At 64.4% G+C, this 21786-nt stretch carries 23 protein-coding genes and 1 pseudogene; 16 read left to right on the forward strand and 8 right to left on the reverse strand.

From position 1 onward, the window contains the following. Entirely contained in the window at positions 1–156 is a 156-nt protein-coding gene (locus tag RDN59_RS00475; RefSeq protein ID WP_168162657.1) for a hypothetical protein, read from the reverse strand. Then, positions 143–307, reverse strand: a complete 165-nt coding sequence (locus RDN59_RS00480; protein WP_216381656.1) for a hypothetical protein — start codon at positions 305–307, stop codon at positions 143–145. Before RDN59_RS00480 ends, RDN59_RS00475 begins: the two co-directional genes overlap by 14 nt. 23 nt (positions 308–330) lie before the next feature. On the opposite strand from RDN59_RS00480, the gene RDN59_RS00485 reads away from it, so the two are divergent. Continuing rightward, positions 331–1602: a carboxylesterase family protein gene (locus tag RDN59_RS00485; RefSeq protein ID WP_308606075.1), complete on the forward strand. Its 1272-nt coding sequence runs from the start codon at positions 331–333 to the stop codon at positions 1600–1602. Here RDN59_RS00485 and idi read toward each other — a convergent pair. Together idi and RDN59_RS00495 are read right to left on the reverse strand one after the other, a co-directional pair. Beyond that, a complete protein-coding gene (gene idi, locus RDN59_RS00490) occupies positions 1599–2123 on the reverse strand; it encodes an isopentenyl-diphosphate Delta-isomerase (RefSeq protein ID WP_308606076.1) in 525 nt (174 codons plus the stop codon). The genes RDN59_RS00485 and idi overlap by 4 nt on opposite strands. Continuing rightward, positions 2120–2656 carry a hypothetical protein gene (locus RDN59_RS00495; RefSeq protein WP_308606077.1) on the reverse strand — a complete coding sequence of 179 codons (537 nt, stop codon included), beginning with the start codon at positions 2654–2656 and terminating at the stop codon, positions 2120–2122. The genes idi and RDN59_RS00495 overlap by 4 nt, the downstream gene beginning before the upstream one ends. A 90-nt stretch (positions 2657–2746) precedes the next feature. On the opposite strand from RDN59_RS00495, the gene RDN59_RS00500 reads away from it, so the two are divergent. The 10 genes from RDN59_RS00500 to RDN59_RS00545 all read left to right on the forward strand — a co-directional run bounded on the left by RDN59_RS00500 (position 2747) and on the right by RDN59_RS00545 (position 14762). After that, the gene (locus RDN59_RS00500) at positions 2747–4579 is read left to right on the forward strand and encodes an ABC transporter ATP-binding protein (protein ID WP_308606078.1); all 1833 of its coding nucleotides are present in this window, start codon (positions 2747–2749) and stop codon (positions 4577–4579) included. Between the two features lie 10 nt (positions 4580–4589). Next, positions 4590–5687 (forward strand): aminotransferase class I/II-fold pyridoxal phosphate-dependent enzyme, encoded by a 1098-nt coding sequence (locus RDN59_RS00505; protein ID WP_308606079.1) that lies wholly within the window; start codon positions 4590–4592, stop codon positions 5685–5687. Positions 5688–5725: 38 nt separating this feature from the next. After that, positions 5726–7066: a branched-chain amino acid transport system II carrier protein gene (brnQ, locus tag RDN59_RS00510; RefSeq protein ID WP_308606080.1), complete on the forward strand. Its 1341-nt coding sequence runs from the start codon at positions 5726–5728 to the stop codon at positions 7064–7066. A 3-nt stretch (positions 7067–7069) separates the two neighbouring features. Next, entirely contained in the window at positions 7070–8050 is a 981-nt protein-coding gene (locus RDN59_RS00515) for an LLM class flavin-dependent oxidoreductase (protein WP_308606081.1), read from the forward strand. Positions 8051–8118: 68 nt separating this feature from the next. Continuing rightward, the gene (locus RDN59_RS00520) at positions 8119–8874 is read left to right on the forward strand and encodes a GntR family transcriptional regulator (RefSeq protein WP_308606082.1); all 756 of its coding nucleotides are present in this window, start codon (positions 8119–8121) and stop codon (positions 8872–8874) included. Then, positions 8874–10292, forward strand: coding sequence for an ABC transporter substrate-binding protein (locus RDN59_RS00525; RefSeq protein ID WP_308606084.1), 1419 nt, complete (start codon positions 8874–8876; stop codon positions 10290–10292). The genes RDN59_RS00520 and RDN59_RS00525 overlap by 1 nt, the downstream gene beginning before the upstream one ends. Beyond that, complete coding sequence (locus RDN59_RS00530) at positions 10289–11194, forward strand: ABC transporter permease (RefSeq protein WP_308606085.1); 906 nt, start codon at positions 10289–10291, stop codon at positions 11192–11194. The genes RDN59_RS00525 and RDN59_RS00530 overlap by 4 nt, the downstream gene beginning before the upstream one ends. Next, positions 11191–11949 carry an ABC transporter permease gene (locus tag RDN59_RS00535; protein WP_293774894.1) on the forward strand — a complete coding sequence of 253 codons (759 nt, stop codon included), beginning with the start codon at positions 11191–11193 and terminating at the stop codon, positions 11947–11949. Before RDN59_RS00530 ends, RDN59_RS00535 begins: the two co-directional genes overlap by 4 nt. After that, positions 11933–13153 carry an ATP-binding cassette domain-containing protein gene (locus tag RDN59_RS00540; RefSeq protein WP_308606086.1) on the forward strand — a complete coding sequence of 407 codons (1221 nt, stop codon included), beginning with the start codon at positions 11933–11935 and terminating at the stop codon, positions 13151–13153. The genes RDN59_RS00535 and RDN59_RS00540 overlap by 17 nt, the downstream gene beginning before the upstream one ends. Further along, positions 13125–14762, forward strand: coding sequence for an FUSC family protein (locus RDN59_RS00545; RefSeq protein ID WP_308606087.1), 1638 nt, complete (start codon positions 13125–13127; stop codon positions 14760–14762). The genes RDN59_RS00540 and RDN59_RS00545 overlap by 29 nt, the downstream gene beginning before the upstream one ends. Here RDN59_RS00545 and thpR read toward each other — a convergent pair. Next, on the reverse strand, positions 14737–15228 hold the full coding sequence (thpR, locus tag RDN59_RS00550) for an RNA 2',3'-cyclic phosphodiesterase (protein ID WP_308606088.1): 492 nt from the start codon (positions 15226–15228) through the stop codon (positions 14737–14739). The genes RDN59_RS00545 and thpR overlap by 26 nt on opposite strands. Before the next feature lie 289 nt (positions 15229–15517). Here thpR and RDN59_RS00555 point away from each other — a divergent pair. After that, a pseudogene (locus RDN59_RS00555) lies at positions 15518–16189 on the forward strand (BCCT family transporter); the annotation flags it as partial. Beyond that, entirely contained in the window at positions 16190–16570 is a 381-nt protein-coding gene (locus RDN59_RS00560; protein WP_308606089.1) for a hypothetical protein, read from the forward strand. Here the strand turns inward: RDN59_RS00560 and RDN59_RS00565 are convergent. After that, positions 16567–17211 (reverse strand): response regulator transcription factor, encoded by a 645-nt coding sequence (locus RDN59_RS00565; RefSeq protein ID WP_308606091.1) that lies wholly within the window; start codon positions 17209–17211, stop codon positions 16567–16569. The genes RDN59_RS00560 and RDN59_RS00565 overlap by 4 nt on opposite strands. Continuing rightward, entirely contained in the window at positions 17211–18380 is a 1170-nt protein-coding gene (locus RDN59_RS00570) for a histidine kinase (RefSeq protein ID WP_308606093.1), read from the reverse strand. Before RDN59_RS00570 ends, RDN59_RS00565 begins: the two co-directional genes overlap by 1 nt. Between RDN59_RS00570 and RDN59_RS00575 the strand changes: the two genes are divergently transcribed. The 3 genes from RDN59_RS00575 to RDN59_RS00585 are packed head-to-tail and all read left to right on the forward strand — an operon-like array spanning position 18349 to position 20443. Beyond that, complete coding sequence (locus RDN59_RS00575) at positions 18349–19257, forward strand: PrsW family glutamic-type intramembrane protease (RefSeq protein WP_308606095.1); 909 nt, start codon at positions 18349–18351, stop codon at positions 19255–19257. The two genes, RDN59_RS00570 and RDN59_RS00575, sit on opposite strands and share 32 nt — an antisense overlap. Next, positions 19254–19676: a hypothetical protein gene (locus tag RDN59_RS00580; protein WP_308606096.1), complete on the forward strand. Its 423-nt coding sequence runs from the start codon at positions 19254–19256 to the stop codon at positions 19674–19676. Before RDN59_RS00575 ends, RDN59_RS00580 begins: the two co-directional genes overlap by 4 nt. Further along, positions 19673–20443: a PrsW family glutamic-type intramembrane protease gene (locus RDN59_RS00585; protein WP_308606097.1), complete on the forward strand. Its 771-nt coding sequence runs from the start codon at positions 19673–19675 to the stop codon at positions 20441–20443. The genes RDN59_RS00580 and RDN59_RS00585 overlap by 4 nt, the downstream gene beginning before the upstream one ends. Here the strand turns inward: RDN59_RS00585 and RDN59_RS00590 are convergent. After that, a complete protein-coding gene (locus RDN59_RS00590; protein WP_308606124.1) occupies positions 20379–21746 on the reverse strand; it encodes a M20 family metallopeptidase in 1368 nt (455 codons plus the stop codon). The genes RDN59_RS00585 and RDN59_RS00590 overlap by 65 nt on opposite strands. Positions 21747–21786 lie beyond the last annotated feature (40 nt).

The raw sequence follows: 21786 nt of genomic DNA on the forward strand, positions 1-21786 counted from the left end.
CTACAGGACGACGCCCACCACAGCCACCACGACGATGAGCGCGATCATCAGCCACAGGGTCACGCTCACTCGGGATTTAGGCAGTGCCCGCTTGCGGTGGACGTGTTCGGAGCGCTCAGGGTCCCAGAGGCCTTCGCGGTGATCATCGGGAGTCATGGTCATTTATCCTAGTCCGCCCCTCCACGAGTGTGTACACGCGGTCGATGGCCCACATCAACCCCCACCCCATCACGGTTGCGGCCGGCACTGCGGTGACGGCAAGCACCGCCATTTGCGCCCACACCGGCGCCTGCACGAGCCATTCCATGCCCTCAGGGTAGCCTGTTGTGCATGAGCCGTGCACCTTTCACCGTCACCTGCCCCGCGGGCACCATCACCGGCTACCTCGATGAGGACGTGGCCCATTTCCATTCCATCGAGTACTCCCATATCCCCGGGGATTTTGAGAACCCTGAGCCCGCACCGCCACGTGACCAGGATGCGCGCACCCCGCACCCGGAGAAGATCGCGCTGACCATCACCACCCCCGCACCCGGCAGCCGCGCGACGTTCCTGGCGCCGACGTTGGTCTACATCCACGGCGGCCGCTATGAGCACGGTTCCCACGAGGATCCCCGGGCAGAGGGCACGCCCACTGCGCAGGCGGGCATTGTCCACGTGCAGCTAGGCTACCGCGTGGGGCTGCCGGGGCTAGCCCGTTTCCGCGATGACGAGCCTGACCGCTACCGCGCCATCGAGGACCTGCAGCTGGGCTTGGAATGGATCCAGAACAACATCGAGGCCTTCGGCGGCGATCCCACCAACGTCACCATCTTGGGCCAGTCCGCCGGAGCCAACGCCGTGCTGTGGCTGTGTCGGCGCGACCACTACCGCGGGGCGTTTCGGCGGGCGCTGGCTCTGTCCCCCGGCTTCCCGCGCGAGAGCTTCGAGGAACGCAGCGCCACGCTGCGTCAGGTAATGAAGAAGCCCATCACGCGTTCCTCGCTCGCGGCGATGAGCCAGGAGGAGCTCGCCGCCGGCTACGCCAAGTTCCGCAAGAAGTACAGTCTCGATATGGCGCTGGGCCCCGCCCCGCTGGAGTGTGGGCAGCTTGCCGACGTCCCCCTCATCCTCGCCAGCACCCGCGACGAGTTCTACAACATCCCAGCCACGCAGAAGGTCGACCGCTCCCCTTTCCGCGCCCTCATCCTGCGCTATGCGGCGCCGCGCTTCGGCTTCCCCCGCAACGGCTTCACGCCCTGGTATCAGGTGGCGCAGCACATGGACAAGGAGCGCCCGATGGGCCGGATGGTGGGTGATTCCATCATCCGCCGCTGGGCGGCAGAGGTAGCGGAGAAGGCGCCGGGTAAGACCTGGATGGTGGAATTTACTCGTTCTTCCGGCCCGGCGCTGCATTGCGAGGAGCTGCGCCCGCTCTTCGGCAGAACGCCTCTGGCCCAGTGGCTACAAGATTTTGTGCGCACAGGCGAGCCCGGATTCGAGGCCTACCGCCCGGAGCATGCTATCTGGGAATACAACCTGGATAACGGCGAGAACCGCGTGGCCTACGCCAGCTTGGATTATATTTCGGCGGCCTTTGCCCAGGATGGCAGCCTGCTCTAGGCCATCAGGGCCGCGCGCAGCGGCTGGTGGGTCAGCTCCTCCACCATCCACGGGCTAAAGGCGAACGGCGTGGCGTCGACGGCGGCGAGCACGTCGCGCACTGGCGCCCACGCGAAGGAGTCGACCTCCTCTGGGTTTGGCGTCGGATCATCTTCGGTCTCGAAGAGGTAGACCGGGCAAATTTCATTCTCCACCACGCCGGAAGAATCCACGGCGCGGTAGGCAAAATCCGGAAGCACCAAGCGCGGCGTGCCGCTCAGGCCAAGTTCGAACTGGGCCCGGCGTATGACGGCGTCGGCAGTCGGCTCATCCGGGCCCGGGTGCCCGCAGAAGGAATTGGTCCACACGCCGGGCCAGGTCAGCTTGGACAGGGCGCGGCGGGTCAGCAGCAGCTGGCCATCGCGCACCACCCAGGCGGAGAAAGCAAAGTGCAGCGGAGTATCCGCGGTGTGTATGGCGGCCTTGTCAGCGGTGCCGGCGGGTGTGCCCTCCGGCGAGGCTAGAACGACGAGTTCCGTCATAGATTGAGATCTCCTACAAAGCGCACGTTGCCGATGCTAAAGCGCGCGTTCCACAAGTTTCCGGGGGCAACGTTATAGACATACTGAAGGTTGGTGGATGCACCGGCGCCCAGCGGGTGATCCAAGCCCGGCGCGGCCAGGTCCACGTTGACCTCCGGGTCATAAGGGACGGGATCCACGGTGGCCCAGCCGCCGTTGCCGTCGGCGCGCTCTAAGGTGGGTTCCGCGAGGGCGTCGGCAGGCAGGGGCAACTCGTTGAGGTTGTGAATCTTCACCGTCAGCACCGTTCCGCCGCCGCCGGAGTACAGCCCCTGGAGCTCGAACTCCACGTTGAGCCCCTCATCTTTGACGGGTGCCGCCAGGTTGGAGGTGACCTCATGGGTGTCGACATCCTTGGCCTCAAAGGTCGGCGGCTCCGAGCTAGACACCACGATGTTGTCCTGCGGGCCCACGTCCGGCGGCTGGAGGATGCTGCAGCCTGACAAGGCAGCCAGACACAGCGGGGCGCACGCTAGGGGGAGGTATTTCTTCACCGCGGATCCTTTTCCATCACGACTTCGGTTTCTCCCCTACCTTAGTCGACGGGTTGGATATTCCTATTAAGGGCGTAACATCGGCCGGCGATGAACTCTATTCTCCGCATCGTCCGCAGCGCATCCGCCCTATGGCCGTTTTATCTTGGCGTCCTAATCACCGCGTCAGTCACCGCGATTCTGTCGCTGCTGACCCCGTTTATCCTCCGCGAGGCCACCGACACCGTCGTCGCAGGCGGCCCGCTGCGCACCATCCTGTGGTGGGTCGTGGCACTCTTTGTGGCGGACGCGCTGGGCAACGTGGTGAAGAATATCGGCGGCTATATCGGCGATGTCATGGTCGCGCGCCTGCGCCAGATTCTTTCGACGCGCTACTTTGCCAAGCTGCTCTCCGTGCCGCAGGGCTACTACGACAACCAGGTCACCGGCACCATCATCGCGCGCCTGGACCGCTCGATCGCGAATATTACGCAGTTCCTGCAGTCCTTTTCCAATAACTTCTTCGTCATGCTCATCCAAGCCGCGGCCGTGCTCGTCATCACCGCGGTGTACTACTGGCCGCTCGCCGTCTTACTGGCCGCCCTCTTCCCTATCTATATGTGGCTCACGGCGCTGACCTCGGAGCGCTGGCAGAAGTATGAGGCCATCAAGAACGAGAATATCGACGTGGCCAATGGGCGTTTCGCGGAGGTCATCGGCCAGGTGAAGGTGACTAAGTCCTTCGTTGCCGAGGCCCGCGAGCTGGCCTCCTTCGGTTCGCACTACCGCACGGTTGTAGATACTACGAAGCCGCAGTCTCGCTGGTGGCATTCCATGGACACCGCACGCGGGGCGGCCATGGCATTGATCTTCTTAGGCATCTACGGCCTGATCTTCTGGCGCACCTTGGAGGGACACTTCTCCATCGGTGACATGGTCATGCTTTTGCAGCTGGTGAACATGGCCAAGCAGCCGGTGTTCATGATGAGCTGGATCGTGGATGTTAGCCAGCGCGCCATCGCCGGCTCCAAGGACTATTTCAAGGTCATGGAGGAAATCCCGGAGCCCACCGTCAACCCGCAGCTGGTCGCCGCCGCTGAAACCTCCGACGTGCCGGAGCTCGACCTCACCCCGGCCGAGCCGCTGCACCCCACCGAAGGCCCGGTCTTCGCCTTCGAGGACGTGTCTTTCTCCTATGAATCGGATAAGCCGGTCGTCGCCGACATCACCTTCGCCGCCCAAGAGGGCCACAAGGTCGCACTCGTCGGCGAGTCCGGCGGCGGCAAGTCCACCCTGGTCAATCTTTTGTTGGGCCTCTACCAGCCCACGGAGGGAAAGCTAACGGTGCTGGGCCACGACGCCGCGGAGCTCACCGCGGAGCGCCTGCGCGCCTCAGTCGGCGTGGTCTTCCAAGAGTCCTATCTGTTCTCCGGCACCATCAAGGAAAACATCGCCTATGGCAAGCCGGGGGCGACGATGGAGGAGATCGTGGGCGTCGCCAAGCGTGCCAATGCACACGACTTCATCGAGGAATTCCCCGATGGCTACGACACCGTCATCGGCGAGCGCGGCCTCAAGCTCTCCGGCGGGCAGAAACAGCGCGTGGCCGTGGCGCGCGCCATGCTGAAGGACGCCCCCATCCTCGTCCTCGACGAGGCCACCTCGGCGCTGGATACCAAGGCCGAACGCGCCGTGCAGGCCGGTCTGGACGAGCTCATGAAGGACCGCACCACGCTCATCATCGCGCACCGCTTGTCCACCATCGCGGACGTGGACACCATCATCACCCTGGACCGCGGCCGCATCTCCGAGATCGGCGCGCCAGCGGAGCTGGCGCAATCGGACGGCATCTACGCCGAGCTGCTGCGTTTGACCCAATCCGCCTCCGCCGCCGACCGGCAGCGATTGAAAAAATACGGATTCGTCCAAGCCACCGATGAGTAAGGTGGGGCGCATGCATTTCCCTAGCCTGAAAGAACTTAGTGCCCGCGGCACCCGCAAGTGGACCGTCTATGACGAAGACGTCATCCCGCTGTGGATCGCCGAATCAGACTTCCTCACCGCGCCGGCGGTCAAGGAGGCCATCCAAGAGGCGGTCGACGCCGAATCCTTCGGCTACACCCCGGCGCCCAAGGCCTCCGAGCTCAACGCGGCACTGGCGGATTTTTATGAATCACGTTACGGCTGGCGCCCGGAGCATATCTTCTGGATCGGGGATGTCGTGCGCGGTCTGTTGCTCGGCGTGCAGTCCTTCCCCGAGGGCCCGGTCATCGTGCCGGTCCCTTCCTCCCCGCCTCTGCTGGAGCTGCCGGAGACCGCGGGGCGCGAAAAGATTGAAACCTCGCTGGAGCTCGACGATATTGAACGTGCCTTCCAGGCCGGTGCGGGCTCCATTCTGCTTTCCCACCCCTATAACCCGCTGGGCATCGTCTTTGATGAAGACTGGCTGCGCGGTCTGGTGGAACTGGCGGAGAAGTACGATGCCCGCATCCTCTCCGATGAGATCCACGCCCCACTGGTCTACGAAGACCGCCACATCCCGCTCGGCGCTTTGTCCGACCGCGTTATTACCGTCACCGCCACGTCCAAGGCGTGGAACACCGCGGGCTTAAAGTGCGCGCAGGTGATCTTCTCCAACACCGCGGATGTCGAGCGCTGGAACTCGCTGAGCGGTGTGGCCAAGGACGGCACCGGCACGCTCGGAGTGCTGGCGGCAGAGGCCGCCTACCGCCACGGTGCGGAGTTCCTCGACGAGGAAATCGAGTATCTGAAGAAGACCCGCGACTGGCTGGTGGAGGAGCTGCCCAAGCGCGTTCCAGGCCTCAAGACTTCCCACCCGCAGGCCACCTACCTGCTGTGGTTGGACTTTAGCGAGACCGCCATTGGGGATGACCCGAAGCCCGCGGCGTGGGTTCGCGAGCACGCCAAGGTGGCCCTGAATGAGGGTGTCACCTTCGGCACGGGCGGCGAGCATCATGCCCGTCTTAATTTCGCAACCTCCCGCGAGCTGCTGGAAGAGGCACTCGACCGGCTGGAGAAAGCATTTAGCTAAAATTTACATCTCATGTCATGGGCATTATCCTTAGAAAAATGTCCATAAATGACGTTCAGGCCCCCGCCCAGTCTGCTTCGAAGACGAGCTCGCCCATCGGCATCGTGATCGTTGCCTCCCTCATGCTCTTCTCCATGTTCTTCGGAGCGGGCAACCTCATCTTCCCGCCGGAGGTCGGTGTCTCCTCCGGCACCAACTTCTGGCCCGCCACCCTGGGCTTCCTCGCCGCCGGCGTAGCCCTGCCGGTCTTGGCGGTGATCGCGGTGGCCATTTCCGGCCAGTCCGTGCGCGATATCGGAAACCACGGCGGCAAGATCTTCGGCGTGGCCTTCTCCGTCATCGCCTACCTAGCCATCGGAGCCTTCTACGCCCTGCCGCGTACCGGCGCGGTGTCCATGGAAACCGCGATTACCCCGCTGCTGGGTTGGGAGGGGACCTTCGCCAACGGCGCCTTCAACGTCGTTTTCTTCCTTATCGCGTTAGCCCTGGCCTGGCGCCCGAATGACATCATCGACACCTTGGGCAAGTTCCTCACCCCGGCGCTGGTCATCCTGCTCGCCGCCCTCATCACCTTGGCCACGCTGGCGAATCCCCGCGTTCCCGGCACCCCAACCGAGGAGTACGCCTCCGCGCCCTTCGTCACCGGCCTGTTTGAGGGCTATAACACCATGGACGCCATCGCGGGCCTGGCATTCTCCATCGTCATCGTGACCTCCCTGCGCTCCAAGGGTTTTTCCAAGAATAGTGAGCTGCTGCGCGGAACCATTCTCTCCGCGGTCATCGCCGGCGCCCTGCTCGCCGCCATCTACCTGGGGCTGGCGTGGATCGGCCAAACCATGCCGAACGGTGCCTCCTACGAGTCCGGCGCCGCCCTGCTTGCCGACGCCTCCAATCTCACCATGGGCAATATCGGCCAGGCCGTCTTCTCCGCCATCGTCATCTTGGCGTGCATGACCACTGCCGTGGGCCTGATTTCCGCCACCTCGGAGTTCTTCGCCCTGCTCGTACCGAAGACCACCTACCACCTGTGGGCCTGCCTGTTTACTGCACTGTCCATCGCCTTCGCTTTCCAGGGCCTCGACACGGTGCTTGCCATCGCGATGCCCTTCATCGTGTTCTTGTACCCGCCGGCGATCTCGCTGATCGTGCTGACCCTCCTGCAGCCGGTAGTGAAGAAGTGGGTCACCTTCTACTGGGGCTTCCGCTTGGCGCTGTGGGTTTCCGTCCTGTGGTCCGCCGCCACCTCCTTCGGCGCCCCGCTTGACTTCTCCCCCGGCCAAGACGTTGGCCTGGGCTGGGTAGTTCCCACGCTCCTCGCTTTTGCCATCGGCGTTATCATCGACTTTGTATCTACATCCTCGCCGAAGAAAAGTGAGTAGTTCATGACGCCCCGCGCCGCTCTATCCATCCTCGATTTCTGCACCATTTATGAGGGGGAGACCCCTTCTCAGTCCATGGCTAGGTCGGTCGAGCTAGCGCAACAGGCGGAGGCCTTGGGCTTTGAGCGCATGTGGTACACCGAGCATCACAACATGCCCTCCATTTCCTCGTCTTCCCCGGCGGTGCTCATCGCCCACATCGGCGCGAAGACCGAGCGCATCCGCCTCGGCTCCGGCGGCATCATGCTGCCGAACCACGCGCCCTATGTCATCGCCGAACAATTCGGAACCCTCGCCGAGCTCTACCCCGGGCGCATCGACTTGGGCCTGGGCCGCGCACCCGGCACCGACATGAAGACCTTGGGCCGCGCCCTGCGCCGCGATAGAAACGCCGCCGAGCGCTTCCCCGAGGACGTCAAGGAGCTACAGGGCTACCTTTCCGGCAAATCTCTCGTCCCCGGTGTGCAGGCCATCCCCGGCCAGGGCACCAACGTGCCGATCTACATCCTGGGGTCCTCGCTCTTCGGCGCCTCGCTGGCAGCCAAGTTCGGTCTGCCTTATGCCTTCGCCTCGCACTTCGCCCCGCAGCACTTGGAAGCCGCCACGGCCTACTACCGCGAGAATTACCAGCCTTCCGAAGCCCACCCCGAGCCCTATGTCATCGCCGGCGTCAACGTCACTGCGGGGGATGACGCCGCCGAGGAATTCGAGAAGGTCTGCTTCCGCCGCGTCAAGGCCTTCGTCAGCCGCGGCAAGCAGCTCAGCGACGCCGACGTTGCCCGCATCATCGACTCCCCGCAGGGCCAGCAGATCATTGGCATGCTGAAGTACTCCGCAGTCGGCAGCATCGAGCACGTGCGCGAGTATCTCACCGACTTCCAGAAGTTGGCTCAGGCGGACGAGCTCATGATTTCCCTTCAATCCACAAGCCACGAGGCCGCGTTGGGTAACATGAGTAACCTGGCACAAGCGTGGCAGATGTAGACGTACGCGCAGGCGCGTACGCACATCTTTACCCGTCACAGCGTTGTTCTACATAGAGGAGAATTTCGGTGGCCCTTCGCCGCACACAGCAACACAGCATGATCGCTGACTACCTGCGCACCCTCATTCGCAGCAAAAAGCTTTCTCCTGGCGATTTCCTGCCCAGCGAGGCCGAGCTCTGCGAGCAATTCTCCTCCTCCCGCGGCCCCGTGCGCCAAGCCGTCGCCGCTTTGCGCTCGGAAGGGCTCATCTCCTCCGGCCGCGGCCGCCGCTCCGTCGTCCTCGGCCGTTTTACCTCGGAGTCCTTCGATTCCATTTACTCCGTGACGCACTGGCTGCGCGAGCGCGGCTTCGAGCCCGGCGCGTCCACGTTGTGGCTGGGTCGCTGCCCTGCTTCCGAGCAGGAAGCCGAGTTCCTGCGGGTAGAAACCGGCTCCCCCGTTATCTTTGTGCACCGCGTGCGCAGCGCCAACGGCATGCCCATCGCCATCGAGCGCATGTTCTTCCCACTGGACGTGGGCAGCCAGATCCTCAGCTTCGATGCCGACAATGAGTCCATCCACGATCACCTGCGCAAGCAGGGCGTGGACTTCGACAGCGTCAACCGCGAGCTCTCCCTTGCCTACGCCAGCGAGGAAGATGCGCGCTCCCTCAATGTCGAGCCCGGCATCCCGCTGTGGCGCCTGCACCTCGACATCTCGGATCACTCCGGGCATCCCGTCGAGTGCACCGAAATCCTGTACCTCGGGGACCGCATGACGCTTGGTATGACGAACGTGCGCGGCACCACGTCCCCGCTCGAGGTCAAGCTGTCGGAAGGATGATGAGGGCCTGGATTGGTGCGCTGGGGGTGGTCGTGGGGGCGTCGTTAAGCGCGTGTTCTGCTGGCTCCACAGCAGTGGTTGATTCTGATTCCGCCGCGCTGACGCTGGCCACCACGACGCCGGCGACCTCCCTGGATTTCACCACCGTCGGCGGCGCCGCCATCCCGGCAGCACTCATGAGCAACGTCTACGAAACCCTGGTGCGCATCTCCCCGGAGGGCGAGATCGTGCCCGGCCTGGCCGAGTCCTGGGAGGTCGAGTCCACGCGCTACACCTTCCACCTGCGTGAGGCTTCCTTCTCCAACGGCGAGGCCTTCACCGCGCACACCGCCGCGTGGTCCATCAACGCGGTGAAGACGGAGTGGACCAACGGGCTCAAGAAGCAGATGGACGTTGTGGAATCCGCCACGGCTGTCGACGATTCCACGCTGGTTGTCACGCTTTCCCGCCCCTCCGCCGGTTGGTTGTGGTCCATGGGTACTGTCATCGGCGCCATGCGCACGCCCACTGACGCTGTGGGCACCGGCCCCTTCGCCGTCGCCAGCTTCTCCCCCAACGAGTACATCGCGCTGCGCGCCCGACCGGACTACTGGGGAGCCCCGGCGAAGGAAGACATCACCATCCGCTACTTCCCGGATTCCCTCACCGCGGTCAACGCCCTGCGCTCCGGCGGGGTGGACGCGGTGTGGGGCGTGCAGAACCCCGAGCTGCTCGACACCCTCGATGACTCCATCGACACCGCCGTGGGCACCACGAACGGCGAGGTGCTGCTGTCCATGAATAACCAGGCAGCGCCTTTCGACGACCCCCGGGTGCGCCGCGCCGTGGCTTATGGCATCGACCGCCGGGCCGCCAACGAGATCCTCTGGGAAGGCCGCGCGAAAGATACCGGTGGTGCCCCGGTGCCGCCGACCGACCCGTGGTTTAGCGCCAAGGACTACTACCCCTACGATCCCGCGCGCGCCCGCGCGCTGATGGAAGAGGCCGAAGCCGTGGGCACGGCGCTCACGCTCACCGTGCCGAGCCTGCCCTATACGCAAACGCTCTCCGAGTTCCTCTACTCGCAGCTAACGGAGATGGGCTTCGAGGTCACGCTGGAAACCGCGGAGTTTCCCGCCGTGTGGCTCAGCCAGGTGATGGGGGCCAAGGATTATCAGATGTCGCTCGTCGCGCACGTCGAGCCGCGCGATATCCCCACCATCTTTGGCAACCCGGACTATTACATCGGCTATGATTCGCCGCAGACCCGCACGTTGTTGGAGCAGGATGACATGAAAGGTGCGGTCGACCAGATCATGGAAGATATGCCCGCCCTGACCCTGATGAACATGCCCAACATCGTGCTTTACCGCGAGGGCCTGACCGGCCTGCAGCCGAACCAGATCACCGACGCCATCGAGCTTAGAGGAGTGCAATGAGAATCCTGCGCTTCCTCGGCACCATGTGGGCCGCCTCCATCATCATCTTCCTGCTCATGCGGGCCGTGCCCGGCAATCCGGCGCGCGTGGCCTTGGGCGTCAACGCCACGGATGAGTCCGTGGCGGAGCTGACCCATGCCATGGGTCTGGACCGCCCGCTCATTGTGCAATACCTGGAGTGGATGAAGGGGCTGTTGACCGGCAACTTCGGCATCTCCCTGTCCTCGCAGCAGGACATCACCCCGCTGGTGATTGACCGCGCGCAGGTCACGCTGCTGCTCATCGGGCTAGCCATCGCCCTCGCGTTGGCCGGGGCGATCCCCATGGGCATCCTGCTCGCCCGCTTTCGCCTCCCCGTGCTCAATGCAGCCACGCAGCTGGGCATCGCGGTCCCCAGCTTCCTGGTCGGTATTGTGCTCGTCGCGGTGTTCTCCGTGCACCTGGGTTGGCTGCCGGCCAACGGCTGGCAGCTACCGCGCGAGGGCTTAAGCCACCTGGTCCTGCCGGTCATCTCGCTGGCACTGGTGCAGGGCGCGATGCTCACCCGTTACGTGCGCGCCACCCTCCGCGAGGAGATGGACAAGGACTACATCCGCACCGCCCGCTCCCTGGGTGAATCCCGCACCGGGGCGCTCATCCGCCACGGCCTGCGCAACGCCGCCCTGCCCGTGCTCACCGTCACCGGCGTGCAGCTGAGCACCCTGGTAGTGGGCGCGGTGGTCATCGAGAACGTCTTCGTCATTCCAGGTCTGGGCTCCCTGCTTCTCGACGCCGTCTCCACCCGCGATCTCACCACCGTCCAGACCCTCATCATGGTCTTCGTGACCTTCACGCTGACCGTCAACCTGCTTACGGACCTGGCCTACCGGGTCATCGACCCACGGCTGAAGGAGGCGCGATGAAACCCGGCTATATCCTGGTGGGCCTGACCATCCTGCTCGCCCTGGTCTCCCTGGTGTGGACGCCCTATGACCCGAACCTCATCTCCCCCGACCGCTTGGCCGGCCCCAGCCTGGAGCACCTCATGGGCACCGACCGCTTTGGGCGCGATACTTTCTCCCGCATCCTCGCCGGCGCCCAGATCACCGTGCTGGTGGGCGTGGTGGCGGTGGCCATCGCCGCGCTCATCGGGGTCCCGCTGGGCATCATCGCCGGGATGCGCGGCGGCAGCGTCATCATGGCGGCCACCGACCTGCTACTCGCCTTCCCGGCGCTGCTGCTGGCCATCGTCGCCGGCGCGGTGTGGGGCTCGTCGACGCTCACGGCGACCATCGCCATCGGCATCGCCGGCATCCCTTCCTTCATCCGGGTCACCCGTTCCGGCACGCTGCAGATTATGACGCAGGACTATATCGCGGCCGCCCGCATCTCGCGCGTGCCGCCGGCGCTCATCGCGTGGCGCCACGTGCTGCCCAACCTCGGCGGCATCGTGGCCATCCAGGCCTCCGTCTACTTTGCGCTGGCCGTCCTCGCCGAGGCTGGCCTGTCCTACCTCGGCCTGGGCACCGCCCCGCCAACCGCCTCGTGGGGACGCATGCTGCACGACGCCCAGCCCCTCCTGGCCACCCACCCCCTCCAGGCGCTGTGGCCAGGCCTGGCCATCGCCGGCACCGTCCTCGGATTCAACCTGCTAGGAAGCCATGCTGACCGTCACTGATCTGCGCGTGGGCCCTGTCGGCCCCATCTCCTTTTCCATCGCACCCGGCGAGCGCGTCGGCCTCATCGGCGATTCCGGCAGCGGCAAGTCACTCACCGCCCTAGCCATCATGGGGCTGTTGCCCGACCACCTGCAGGCCACCGGCTCCATCCGCTTCAACGGCCAGGAGTTGCTGAGCATGCGTGATCGTGACCTGCGCAAGCTGCCGCTGGCCATGGTCTTCCAAGAACCCATGACCGCACTCGACCCGCTGATGAAGGTGCCCGGTTTCAACCGCTTCCCGCACCAGCTTTCCGGTGGGCAGCGCCAGCGCGCGCTCATCGAGATGGCCATGGCCCGCCACCCCAAGCTGCTCATCTGCGATGAGCCAACCACCGCGCTGGATCCCTTCACCCAGGAGGAAATCCTCTCCACCATCGTGGATGCCGCGGACAGCGAAGACACGGCGCTGCTGTTTATTAGCCACGACCAGGACGTCGTCAAGCGCGTGTGCGACCGAGTCGTGCGCATCGGCGAGCTCACCACTCCTGACCTCACCCCGCCGCCCATGCCCACCCTGGGCAAGCCCGTCATCACGCTCAAGAACGTGACCAAGACCTACCGCGGGGTGACCGCGCTGGACGACGTCTCCCTCACCGTCTGCGAGGGCGAACGCCTCGGCATCGTCGGCGGTTCCGGCTCCGGCAAATCCACGCTACTCAAGATGCTCACGGGGCTGGCGGAGCCGACCTCGGGAACGGTGGACGTCGCCAAGCGCGTGCACATGGTCTTCCAAGACCCCAAGGGCTCGCTCAACCCGCGCATGCCCATCTGGAAGATCGTGGCCGAGGGCGGCGGGACACGCGCAGAAGCCGAAGCCGTGCTGCGGGAGGTCGGCATCGAGGGCTTCGAGCGCTATCCCCGGGACTTCTCCGGCGGGCAGCGCCAACGCATCTCGCTGGCGCGCGCCGTGGTGGGCGGGCCGGAGATCCTGCTGGCGGACGAGGCCGTCTCGGCCCTGGATGCCACCTCGCGGGCCCAAGTCCTCGAGTTACTACAGCGCGTGACCAAGGACATGACGCTGGTCTTCGTCTCCCACGACATCGATGTCGTGCGGCACTTATGCCCCACGGTGGCGGTCCTGCAGGACGGCCGGCTCGTGGATCGCGGCGAAACGAGTAAGGTGTTCTCCCGATATGGAACACCCACTGCCGCAACGTCCTAACGCCCTTCAGCTCTTTACCGCCTTCAACACCTCCGCGCGCCGTTGGCCCGGTGCCCTGCGCGCGGCGTTGGCGATCATTATCCCCGGCGGGATCGCTGTAGCGACGGGCCACCCGGATGCGGTGCTGCTCATTTCGGCCGGTGCCTTCTCCGTGATCTTTGGCGAGGGGCACCCCTACCGCACGCGGCGCCGCGTGATCCTCACCGCTGGCGGGCTGCTCACGCTGGCGGCCACGGCCGGTTCGCTCGTCGGCGTGCATGGCCTGGCGCTGTCCGCGGTGTTTACGGTGGCTCTGGCAACCATCGGCGCGTTCGTGCAGAATGCGCTGCGGCTGCCGCCGCCGGGCTCCTTCTTCATCGTGATGGTGGCCGGTGGTTCCACGATGCTGCGCGGGGTCTCCCCGTGGGAGGTCGCCGCGTGGAGCCTGGCTGGCGTGGCGGCAGGTTATCTGCTGGGCATGGTGCCGCGCTTTAGGGACCCGCACGGCCCGGAGACCCGCGCGGTGGCCGCGCTGGAGAAGGCCGCCGATACCTTCGTGAACTCCGATAGCGATTTCTTGGCTCGCCACCACCAGGCGCAGTCCGCCATCTCCACCGCCTGGCAAGCGCTTGCCGACGCCGGCGTCATCCGCGGCGGCCGCATCCGCCGCCCCGCTCAGGCGGAACTGGTTCACCGCGCGCTGGCCGCTCAGCAGCGGATCGTGGCACACCACAAGCAGGTCGGCGGCAACTCGGATGAGCTCTCTGATTCCCCCACCTACGTGGACCCGGACCGAACCACCATCCCGCACACCAAGCCGACGATGCGCTACCGCTTCTACCGCGCCGCGGTGGGCAATTCCCACGCTGTGGTGACGGCGGAGAAGATCGCGCTTGGTGGCCTGGCCACCGCGTTCATTGGCATGGCGCTGGGGCTTAACCGCCCGGACTGGGGCGCGGTGTCGGTGCTCCTAGTCTTGCAGTGGGGGCCGGACCGGGTGCCCGGGACGATTCGCGGCATCCAGCGCATGCTGGGCTCGGTCTTGGGCGTGTGCGTCTTTGCGCTCATTGCGTCATTCAGCCCGCACGGCTGGGGCCTGGTGCTCGCCTTGGCCTTCTGCCAGTTCTGCGCGGAGATTCTGGTGGTGAAGAACTACGCCTTGTGCGTCATCTTCTCCACGCCGCTCGCTTTGCTCATGGGCAACTCCTCGGAGCATTTGGCCCACACCATCGGCTCGCGCATGGCGGAGATTGGGCTCTCCGTGGTCGTGGCGATGCTCTTCTTGTGGCTGTGGAAGCCGCGCGCCCAGCTGACCAACCACTACCGCCTGCAAACGCGCTGCTTCGAAGCGATGGCAGCCTTGCTGGGCGCGCTGCTTATCAAGACCCCGGAAGAGGCGCTGGCGCAGCGCCGCGACCTGCACTACGAGCTGCTCTCGGAACGCCGCAGCATCCAGTCGCTGGCCACCAACCACTCCGATATCAGCCAGTTCTGGCAGCGCCACACCGCCCTGCAAACCGCCGGCTACTTCCTCCTCGACTTCTGCGTGGTCAACCCGCTCTCGCAGCCCAGCCGAGCGGAGCTCGACACGCTCATCGAGAAAATCACCGCAGCGGAAATGCGTCAATGACCTCGTAGCGGGGCCCACCGCCGCGTCCCTCTCCCAAGAAGGATTGGACGAGGTTGATTTCCGTGACCTCAAACTCGGGCCCGCGGTAGACGCTCAGTGCGTGCACCGCATCCGGGATGAGCCACGGATCCCGCGTCCGCCTTCCGGCTCGGGCCAACGTAAGGTGCGGGCGCGATGGCTCGAGCATGAGGTGTTTGATCTGCCCTTTGACGCCTGCCCACAGCACCTGCTTCTCAAAAGACCCAGCGCCGCTTAGGCTCAGCGTGAGTGGGGACGCCTCAATGCCGCGCAGCGCCTCGCGGACCTCCACTGCGTCATTGGGCTGTTCCCCGAAAAAGTCGAGGGTGATGTGCCAGTTATCCGGGTCCGTCCACCGCAGCCCGTTGTCCTTGAGCGGGCGCACGGCCCGCACGAGGTGCTCCCGGGCCTCCACGGAAGGGAAAAGAGCGCTGAAAAGGCGAATCATTTCACCGACAGCAAAAGGTTTGGATCGAGTACGTGTTCCTCCACGAGTTCGAAGAGAGCGAAGGCTTCCTCCAGCTCACGGACATTCTCATCAAAATTAGGCAGCGACATGGCATTCCAATCGACGCAGAGATAAGTGCCTTCATCCTAGCTCACAACACTGTCATTTCGCGCACCTGCGATAATGGTCACCATGAACTCTCGACAAGCCACCGGTCCACCCGTTGGTCTCTATCCTCACGACATGCACCCGGGCTTGGTCCCCGGCATCGGCGTGGAGGACCAACGTCACCATCTTCGGCGGCACGGCCATCACCTTTAAGCGCGAAGAACTACCCAACTTTGATGGCTCCGCCTCCGGCGAGCAGGTTCTTTTCGCCATGTTCGACAACCTGCCGCTGAGCAGCATCACGCCTTTCATTTTGATCCTGGTGCTGGCGGTCTTCTTCATCACCTCCGCCGATTCCGCTTCGGTCATCATGGGAACCATGTCCTCCAAGGGCAATCCCGCCCCGAACAAGATCATCGTTATCTTCTGGGGCCTGTGCATGATGGGCATCGCTGTTGTCATGCTGCTAACCGGCGGCGAAGACGTACTCACCGGCCTGCAGAACCTGACAATCCTGTCTGCCCTACCCTTCTGCATCGTGCTGCTCGTCATGATGGTGGCCTTCATCAAGGACCTGCGCTCCGACCCGGTATTCATCCGCCGCGCTTACGCGCGCGCCGCGGTGGAAAACGCCGTTGTGCGCGGCATCGAGGAGCACGGCGATGATTTCGAGCTCACCGTCGAGCATGCCGACGAGGGCCGCGGTGCTGGCTCCGACTTCGACTCCTCAGCGCACCGCTACACGGACTGGTACCAGCGCACCGATGAAAAGGGCGAAAATGTAGACTACGACTTCGACACCGATACCTGGGCCGATGGCTACGACCCGAACTCTGAGCAGAAGGAGACCTAAGTGGGCATCCCCGACGATGTCGTCCTCGACGGCTACACGCTTATCGAACAGCACGAAGTGGACCACGAGTTCCTCATCTATGGCTCGCCGCTCGCCGTGGATACGCCTCTGCTTTTCGCACTCACGATTGTTGGTGTTCTCCTCGTGGCGGCCAGCTTCTTCCTGCGCAGGCCGGTCCGCATCATCGCCGGCCTCTTGGGCGCGATCCTGACGCTGACCAAGCTGTGGTGGATGCCCATCGCACTGGCCCAACAGTTCAACGACAGCCAGGTCTTTGGCTACACGGTGAAGTACTACCCCCAGTACTGGCCGGCGGCCTCCGTCATCGTGGTCGTCATCGCTATCGTCGGCATCATTTCCGCCTTCCTCCGCCGACGCTAACGCGATTCCAACACCGCGATCGCAATGTGCACGCGGTTGGTACCGCCGAGCTTGTCCAAGATGTGCTTGATATGGGTCTTCACCGTGGTCACCGAGACGTAGAGCTGTCCGGCAATCTCCTGGTTGTCTAGGCCCTGGGCCACCAGCTCCGCCACCTCGTTTTCGCGCTCGCTTAGCTCTTCCAGCGGGCGGGGCTCACGCACCTCCGCTGCCGGAGTTGGCTCGGGGCGCTTGAGCGCCAGCAGGTTCTTCAGGGCCTTGGGGCTTAGCAGCTGCTGCCCGGTGGCCGCAGCCCGCACCGCAGAGACGAGGCCCTCCGGCTCGATGGTCTTAAGAAGAAACCCCATCGCACCTGCATGGAGCGCATCCACGATGAACTCGTCCGTATCAAAAGCGGTGAGCATCACCACCGGGGTCTCCGGCGCGCTCGCGCGCAGCTGCCCGGCCGCCTCGATGCCGTCCATCACGGGCATGCGGATATCCATGAGGACAACATCCGGTTGCAGATCCAGCACGCGGGCCACGCCATCGCGCCCATTGCCGGCCTCGGCCACCACCTCGATGTCTGCTGCGCCTTCCAGGATGAAGCGGATACCGCGCCGCAGCGCTTGCTCATCATCAACCAACACCACTGAAATCATTACGCGTGTGCCTCCTCCGGTAGCTCGAGGACCCAGGTGAAGGTGGAGGCGTCGTCAAGCACGGTGAAGGTGCCTCCCGCCAGCCGGGCGCGTTCCTCCAAGCCCAGCAGGCCATTGCCGCCACCGGACTCCGGCTGTGCTGCCACCTTCTTGTTCTGCATAGTCACCCGTACCTTGTTCTCCTCGTTGTCCACGCTGAGCGTCACCTTTTGGCCCGGCGCGTACTTGCGCGCGTTCGTCAGCCCTTCCTGCACGGCGCGGCCCAGCGTGTGGGCGGCAAGGGTGCTCAGCTTATCGACGTCTCCCTTGACGTACCGCACCTTCGTCCCCGCCGCGCGTGCGCGCTCGATGTGTTCCTCGATGCTCGCGCGCGGATCCACGCGGTCATCCACGCGCAGCGCCTTGATGACCCCGCGCAGATCCTCCACGGCAGACTTCGCCTCCGATTGGATAGTCCCCGCAGCCTCAGCGACGTGCTCCGGATCGGCGTCCTTGCGGTAGTTCAGGCCACCCGCGTATACGGAAATAAGGCTGAGCCGGTGTGAGAGGGAATCGTGGATATCACGCGCAATGCGGTTGCGTTCCTCCAAGCGCGCCCGCTCCTCGCGCGAGCGCAACTGGTCCTCATTGAGCTCCGCCAAGCTCACCAACGTGACCTCGCGCTGGCGGCGCTGCGCGCGCACCGAGCCCGTAATCCAAGCGACGACGAGCACGATGATTCCAAAGAACCCGTATCCGAAAACCGACAGGTAGCTCAAGTGCAAGTAGGGCACCGCCATGACGGTCGCATACGAGACCACCAACACCACAGTCCCCGCCAAGGACCACCGCAGTCGGCCGCGCGAGATGAGCGATATCAACACCACCAGCACTGACAGCGACAGCGGGCGAAACCCGCCTAGCGCTAAGACGAGTAGAGCCGCAATCAGCGTCACTGGGTGGCCGGGGTACTCCTCGTGGATGTTGCGCTCCCGCCGCGAGTGATGCAGGGCAACGGGCAGCAGAACCCATGTGACAACGGCAAATAGAATCATGAAGGAGGTGACGTATATTTCCCGGTCCGTCACCTCGAAGGTCTCGAGCTGAAGGATCCACGTGGCCATATCCGCCACCACGCAGAGCAGAATGAGCAGCACCGTGATCCACAGCGGTCTCGTCTTCTTCGTCATGGTTGTCACGATAGCCCTCCCCCACGGTATGGAAATCCTCCCTGCGGAGGATACCGGCACCCCAGGCGCGGTTCATAACCTAAGCCTCATGAGAAGAACACGACTCTTGTACTATCTGCTCACCGCCGCCGGGCTGGTATACGTCGCTTATGATTTCTCCCACGGCGCTTTCGTGCCCACAAGTGCGCTCGCCGCAGTGTTATACGCGGCTGTCGCAATCGGTCTCACGTTGCTGATTTTGCGCAAGCACCCGGGCATTGCGCACGGTGTGGTGTGGGGCATCGTGGTCACCGGAGTCGCGGCTCAGCTCAACGAGAGCATGAATCACCTCCTCATCCGCGTGGCCCCAGACTGGCTGGTCGGCGCTGGAATCGCCCCGCTCAACGAGGAAGTCCTCAAATTCCTCGGCGTCCTCTTCATCTGCTCCTGCATCATCCGGCCCCGTCACTGGGCGGACTACGTCTTCGTCGGTGTGGCGGTGGGCATGGGCTTTAGCGTGAGCGAAAACGCCGTCTACTACGTCAACATGACACTGGAGAACCTGGATTCCGATGTCAAGGGAACGCTGCTGGCGGTGCTTGCCCGATTCATCGCGAACCCGCTTATGCATTCCTTCTTCACCGCAATCGCGGCCTACGGGCTCTCCCGCAGACAACCGGTGCGCTGGTTGCTCCTCGCCATGGCGGTACACTTCGCTGCCAACTTTGGCCCCTCTGTCACTATCGCGTTGGACGACGCCCTCTGGCCCCTCTTCCCCACCTTCCTCATCCTCATCTCCCTGTGGGTCGCCACGATTGTCAGCATCGTCAAGCTCCGCAAAATCCTCCCTGCGGAGGATACCGGCGCAACCCCGCAGTTCGTAGGGTCAAAAGCATGAGAAACACACTGATTTATTCCTGCATCGGCGTCCTCGCCGCAGTACCGCTTGCCGACGCCCTCCTCCCCGACCCCACTCCCGACACCACGCCCGTACGCGGTATCCCGGGGCTTGAATGCCCGGAGGATCCGTACGCCTCCTCGCAGACCTGGAACTGCGGTGGTGCGACCATCATTTCTGAGGAAGGCAGCTCCTCCCACGAGGTCGAGACCTACCTGCCGCGGCAGCACCGTTCCTTCATCGGGACGCGCGCGCTCACCGACGCCCCCATCACCACCCAGGCTGCCGAGCTTTACCGCGTTTCCGACGAGGACGGAATCACGCTGGCGAACCCGCACAACAACACCGTCTCCTTCCTCCACATCGAGGGCCCGAAGGCAAGTGACTTCGCCGACCGCGTGCAGAAGGAGGACGCATGAAGTACCTCTACTATCTGCTGACCCTCGGCGCGCTGGCCATGTCCGCCTTCCACTACGCGGGCGAGCCCTTCCTTTCCGCCAGCTCGCTGACTGCTGTGGTCTTCGCCGCCGTCGTTGTCTGCCTCACGCTGTTCTTCCTGCGCCGCTGCCCAGGAATTGCGCACGGCGTGGTGTGGGGCTTCGCGGTCTCCGGGCTCGCCGTGGAACTCAACACGAACATGACCCATCTCCTTGCCCGCGCGGGCCTGGACTGGCTGGGCGCTGCCGGGTACGCGCCGCTCACCGAAGAAGTGCTGAAATTCCTCGGCGTGATTCTCATTTGCACCTGCGTCATCCGGCCCCGTAGCTGGCTCGACTATGTCTTCGTGGGCGTGGCCGTGGGCCTCGGTTTCACTGCGGGTGAGGACGCAACCGCCTTCGCGCGCATGACGGTGGATAACCTCGATTCGGATACCGCCGGCGCGCTCTCAGCGGTGGTCATCCGATTGGTATCCAACCCGCTCTCCCACTCGCTGTTCACCGGGCTTAGCGCCTATGGCCTGTCCCGAAAGCAGCCGGTGCGCTGGCTCATTATCGCCATCGCGGTGCACGTGACGAACAACCTCTTCCCGTCGCTAAGCACCGCGTTCGACGACGCCATCTGGCCCGTCCTCGCCGGCATGGTCGTCGTGCTAGCCGTGTGGATAGCCACCATCTGGGGCGTTATTGCGCTGCGGAAGAAGGCGGCTGCGCATCCAGCCCTGTCCCCTGCACCGGTGCGCGCATAGCCTTCGTCGCCGGGGAGGGATGGGCGTCCTCGGCGGCGAGGCGCTCAAAGGCCACCGCTGCCAGGGCCGCGGCTTGATCCCCCAGAACGGAATCATCGAAGCGCACCAGCGGCGAGTGATTCCACTCGCGCATGTGCTCCGGGGTGTGCGGATCCCCGGTGCCAAACCACATGAACGTGCCCGGCACCTGGGCGAGCACCGCGCCGAAATCTTCCGAAGCCATCATCGGTGTGTCCAAGGTCAGCACGTTTTCCGCCCCGAACATCCCGGCCCACAACGACGCCGCGAACTGATCCTCGCGCGGTGAGGTCTTCGTGGCCGAATACAAAACCTCAAAGTCCACCTTCGCGGTACAACGGTGCGAGGCCGCCACGGAGCTTGAGACCTCGATGATCATCTGGCGGACGGCGTCGATGTGTTCGTCGCGAAGCACGCGCACCGTCGCGCCCAGCTCCGCCTTGTCCGGGATGACGTTGACCGCCCCGTCGCCCGCGCGCAGGTTGGTCACCGTGATGACAATCGGCGAGTTCGCGTCGAAGCGCCGGGTCAGCGCCACCTGCAGCGCCACCTGGATCTCCGCCAAGGCGGCAACCGGATCAATCGCATCATGCGGGCGCGAGCCATGTCCGCCCTTGCCGTAGACGGTGATACCCAGGTTCGAAGAAGAAGCCATCATCGGCCCGGCGATGTGATGGAAGGTGCCCCGATCCTGCGGGCCAACGTGCAGGCCATAGGCGGCGATGGGACGGCGGCCAGCAGCGTCGAGCACGCCCTCATCAATCATCGGCTGCGCACCACCCGGGCCCTCCTCGCCGGGCTGGAACATGAAGATGACATCGCCCAAAAGCTCCTCGCGGTGGCGGCACAGCATCTTGACCGCGCCGATCAGCCCCGCCGTGTGCAGGTCATGGCCACACGCATGCATGTTGTTATTCGTCGAAGCGAAAGGGCTGCCGGTCTGCTCGCGCACCGGAAGACCATCCATGTCCGCGCGCAGCAGCACCGAGACGGGACGCTCGCCGCGCTTCCCCCCGCGCAGCACCGCCGCAACGGAGCTCAAGTCGCGCCCGAGCTGAATCTCCAACGGTAGCCCTTTAAGAGCTTCGAGCACCTTCTCCTGCGTGCGCGGCAGATGCAGCCCCACCTCCGGGTTCTGGTGCATATCGCGGCGGAACTCCTGCAACTCCGGAAGCAGCTCCCGGCCTTCCTCCACGAACACCTGGCTGGCCAACCGCTCCCCCAGCTTGGCCGAAACCATCGGAAGCGGTGGCAATTGCTGACGGTGGCGCGGGGCCATCTTCATGGTGTCATCCTTTCCGAGCATGTGCGCCGAGCATACCGGA

Source organism: uncultured Corynebacterium sp. (genome assembly GCF_902489365.1).
GTDB lineage: Bacteria > Actinomycetota > Actinomycetes > Mycobacteriales > Mycobacteriaceae > Corynebacterium.